The organism is Micromonospora sp. NPDC003776 (assembly GCF_053605645.1).
In genome coordinates this window covers 1-3224 of the sequence record NZ_JBSGJR010000688.1, presented here as the reverse complement: position 1 = coordinate 3224, position 3224 = coordinate 1, and the positions used below count along the sequence as shown (strand labels likewise).

5 protein-coding genes and 1 pseudogene are annotated in these 3224 nt (G+C 73.9%); 2 read left to right on the top strand and 4 right to left on the bottom strand.

Annotation, left to right across the window (positions count from 1 at the left end):
- Positions 1-373: pseudogene (locus ACWEVO_RS33375) on the bottom strand (hypothetical protein); the annotation flags it as partial.
- On the bottom strand, positions 271-882 hold the full coding sequence (locus ACWEVO_RS33370; protein ID WP_452311409.1) for a 5-oxoprolinase subunit B family protein: 612 nt from the start codon (positions 880-882) through the stop codon (positions 271-273). The gene ACWEVO_RS33370 and the pseudogene ACWEVO_RS33375, both read right to left, overlap by 103 nt.
- A 74-nt stretch (positions 883-956) precedes the next feature.
- Between ACWEVO_RS33370 and trhA the strand changes: the two genes are divergently transcribed.
- Positions 957-1634: a PAQR family membrane homeostasis protein TrhA gene (gene trhA, locus ACWEVO_RS33365; protein WP_452311408.1), complete on the top strand. Its 678-nt coding sequence runs from the start codon at positions 957-959 to the stop codon at positions 1632-1634.
- A 70-nt stretch (positions 1635-1704) separates the two neighbouring features.
- Here trhA and ACWEVO_RS33360 read toward each other — a convergent pair whose 3' ends face one another.
- Positions 1705-1992 carry a DUF6458 family protein gene (locus ACWEVO_RS33360; RefSeq protein ID WP_123242705.1) on the bottom strand — a complete coding sequence of 96 codons (288 nt, stop codon included), beginning with the start codon at positions 1990-1992 and terminating at the stop codon, positions 1705-1707.
- A 116-nt stretch (positions 1993-2108) separates the two neighbouring features.
- On the opposite strand from ACWEVO_RS33360, the gene ACWEVO_RS33355 reads away from it, so the two are divergent.
- Positions 2109-2648: a SixA phosphatase family protein gene (locus ACWEVO_RS33355; RefSeq protein ID WP_452311407.1), complete on the top strand. Its 540-nt coding sequence runs from the start codon at positions 2109-2111 to the stop codon at positions 2646-2648.
- 47 nt (positions 2649-2695) lie between these two features.
- On the opposite strand, the gene ACWEVO_RS33350 is transcribed toward ACWEVO_RS33355, so the two are convergent.
- On the bottom strand, positions 2696-2965 hold the full coding sequence (locus ACWEVO_RS33350; protein ID WP_088969138.1) for a DUF6458 family protein: 270 nt from the start codon (positions 2963-2965) through the stop codon (positions 2696-2698).
- Positions 2966-3224: the final 259 nt, after the last annotated feature.

The window sequence follows — 3224 nt, the reverse complement described above, 5'->3', positions numbered from 1 at the left end:
GGGCCGGCCCGGATACGCCCACCTCGGCGTCCCGCGCTCCGGTGAGCGCCACGCTGACCGCGCGGGTGAAACGCAGGACGCAGCCGGTCAGGGCGATCTCCAGACCGGCGGCGGTGGCCGGGTTGCCGACGAGCCGGTTGGCCAGGCGCAGCGCGGCCGGGTCGAGCGCGCCGGAGCGCGGGACGCCGAGGTGGGCGTATCCGGGCCGGCCCTGGTCCTGGACGGTGGTGAGGGCACCGGCGCGGAGCACCTCGATCGTGCCGGTCGCGCTCACGCGGTCACCAGCCGGACCCGGGTGCCGGGGCTGAGCCGGGCCGGCGGATCGGCGTGCACGTCGAAGAGGACCAGGTCGGTCCGCCCGACCAGGAGCCAGCCGCCCGGCGAGGCGCTCGGGTAGATGCCGGCGTACGGGCCGGCCAGCGCGACCGACCCGGCCGGCACCCGGGTACGCGGGGTGGCGAGCCGGGGCACGGCCAGCGCGGCCGGCAGCCCGGTCAGGTACGCGAAGCCGGGCGCGAAGCCGCAGAAGGCCACCCGAAACTCGGTACGCCGCAGCCGGTCCACGACGGTGGGCACGTCGACCCCCCAGTGCGTGGCGACGGCGGGCAGGTCCTCCCCGTCGTACACGGTGGGCACCTCGACCTCGGCGGTGGCGGCCGGGTCGGCGTCGCGTCGCGGGGTCCAGCCGGCGATCCGGGCGGCGGCCGCCGCCGGGTCGGGTACGCCGTCGACCAGCACGGTGGCCGCGGCGGGCACGATCTCGGCGGCCGCCAGCTCGCCGGCCTGCCGGCGACGCCAGAGTTCGGCGCGCCAGGCCTGGACCTGGTCGGGGTCGTCGCAGTCGAGCAGCAGGGCGTGGGCGCCGACGGGCCGGATCCGCATCCCGTCATACTGGCGGATGCGCGTGGCGACGGACACTACTTGCAAGTAACCTACGGTGTCGTAACCTATGGGGCGTGACCACCTCCGCACCGCTTCGGCTCAAGCCGGTCGACATCGGTAAACCCCGGATGCGCGGCTGGCTGCACACCTACGCGTTCTTCGTCGCGCTCGTCTGCGGCATCGTGCTCTGCTCGATCGCGGCCGCCCGCCCCGGCTGGGCGCCCCTGGTCAGCTGCCTGATCTACAGCCTGACCGTGTGCGGTCTCTTCGGCACCAGCGCCCTCTACCACCGCCGCGTCTGGTCGGAGCGGGGCTACCAGATCATGCGCCGGATGGACCACTCGATGATCTTCGTGTTCATCGCCGGCACGTACACGCCGTTCTGCGCGCTGCTGCTCAAGCCCCGGCCGGCCGAACTGATGCTCGGCCTGGTCTGGGGCGGCGCGCTGGCCGGGGTGGCGGTCAAGCTGATCTGGCCGCATGCGCCCCGCTGGGTCTCCGCGCCGCTCTACCTCGCGCTCGGCTGGGTCGCGGTGGCGATGCTGCCGCAGATCCTGCACGCCGGCGGGGTCACCGCGCTGGTGCTGCTGAGCGTCGGCGGCGCCATCTACAGCGTCGGCGCCGTCTTTTACGCGCTGCGCAAGCCGAACCCGTGGCCCACCGTCTTCGGCCACCACGAGTTCTTCCACGCCTGCACCCTCGTCGCGGCGATCTGCCACCACGTCGCGATCTACTTCGCGCTCTTCTCCTGACCGGCCCGGGCCGGAACGAGTTCGAGGGCCCCGCGCCGTTGCGGGGCCCTCGACGTCTGCGGGGGATGGATCAGGCCGGGTAACCCGGGCGGCGCACCTCGCGGTACTCCTCGCGCACGACGCGGTCGTCCTGGACCGGCACGGTCGGCTGGGCGACCACCCGCTCACGCACCGGGGCGGCGACCACCGTACGCCGACGGTTGTTCCAGAAGTACATGGTCAGGAGCAGGCCGACGACGCCGACGAGCATGAGCACCCAGCCCACGACATGGACGTCGAGCCATCCCAGGTTGGCGTCGATGGCGAACGCGAAGATCGCGCCCAGCGCGATCAGGAAGATGCTGGCACCAATGCCCATGACGTCGCCTCCTTGGCGTTCTGCTGGCGTTTCCTACCCGCCGCGGCCATGGATGAGGTAGCGGCACCCATCGACTTACCCAGGCGCTCAGATCGCCAATCAGGCAAGCTGTGGGCATGACCGACGGCAGGAACCAGGAGCGGACGCTCGTGCTGCTCCGGCACGCCAAGGCCGAACAGCTCCGGGAGGACGGTCCGGACGGGGAGCGTCCGCTCACCGCCCGTGGGCACGCCGACGCCGCCGCGGCCGGGGCCTGGCTGGCCCGGCACGCCCTCGTCCCCGAGGTGGTGCTCTGCTCCCCCGCGCTGCGCACCCGGCAGACCTGGCACGGGCTGGCGATGGGCATGACCGGATCCCCGCCGGAGGGGGGACCGGCGGGGTCGTCACCGGCGGTGCGCTACGAGCCGACGGCGTACGACGCGCGGCCGGAGGACCTGCTGGAACTGCTCCGGACGGTCGCCCCGGACGCCGGCACGGTGCTGCTGGTGGCCCACAACCCGGGCATCTCGCTGCTGTCGTCGCTGCTGGATCCCCAGCGGGCGGATCCGGACGGGCTGCGGACCACCGACCTGGTGGTGCACCGCCCCACCACCCGGTGGGCGGCGCTGGCCCCCGGCGGCGCCCCGATCACCGCCCGACACACCGCCCGGGGCTGACACCGCCCGGGCGCTGACGGGCAAGGGCCCTCCTGACGCCGCCGGGCTCAGGACGGCGGGGCGGTGGGCGGCGGCGGGTCGGGCGGCGGCGGCATCATCGCCGTCGGGTGGGAGAGCCGGTTCTCCTCCACGATCAGCGTGCGTGCCCGCTTGCGCCGGTCCTGCCAGAACCAGAGGGTGGTGAGCAGGACGGCCAGCCCGGCCAGGATGAAGACCCAGCCGACCGCGCGCAGGTCGATCCACCAGACGTTGGCCCGGATGGCGAAAGTCATGATCGCGCCGAGCGCGATGAGAAAGATGGCGCTGCCAATGCCCATGTGCGCTGCACTCCCCCGTGCGGTGGCCCTTGGGCGTGCTCGGTCGTGGTCCGCGAAGGTTACCCGTCAGGCGGCGGGCCTACCCGGCGGCCCTCGGCGAATCGCCTGACTCGGCCCGCTGTGCGGCAGGTCGTCGTATCGGACCCGCCGGACACCGCGACCTGCGGCGACACGCGCGGGACGCACGGCGTGGGCGGGCGGGACGCCGCCGGAGCGCATGGGGCGGGAGCGGCACGACGGCGGCCGGCGAGCGCTGTGC

Coding starts and splice junctions, on each gene's coding strand:
- ACWEVO_RS33370 (WP_452311409.1), bottom strand. CDS start 882: ATGCGGATCCGGCCCGTCGGCGCCCACGCCCTGCTGCTCGACTGCGAC.
- ACWEVO_RS33360 (WP_123242705.1), bottom strand. CDS start 1,992: ATGGGCATTGGTGCCAGCATCTTCCTGATCGCGCTGGGCGCGATCTTC.
- ACWEVO_RS33355 (WP_452311407.1), top strand. CDS start 2,109: ATGACCGACGGCAGGAACCAGGAGCGGACGCTCGTGCTGCTCCGGCAC.
- ACWEVO_RS33350 (WP_088969138.1), bottom strand. CDS start 2,965: ATGGGCATTGGCAGCGCCATCTTTCTCATCGCGCTCGGCGCGATCATG.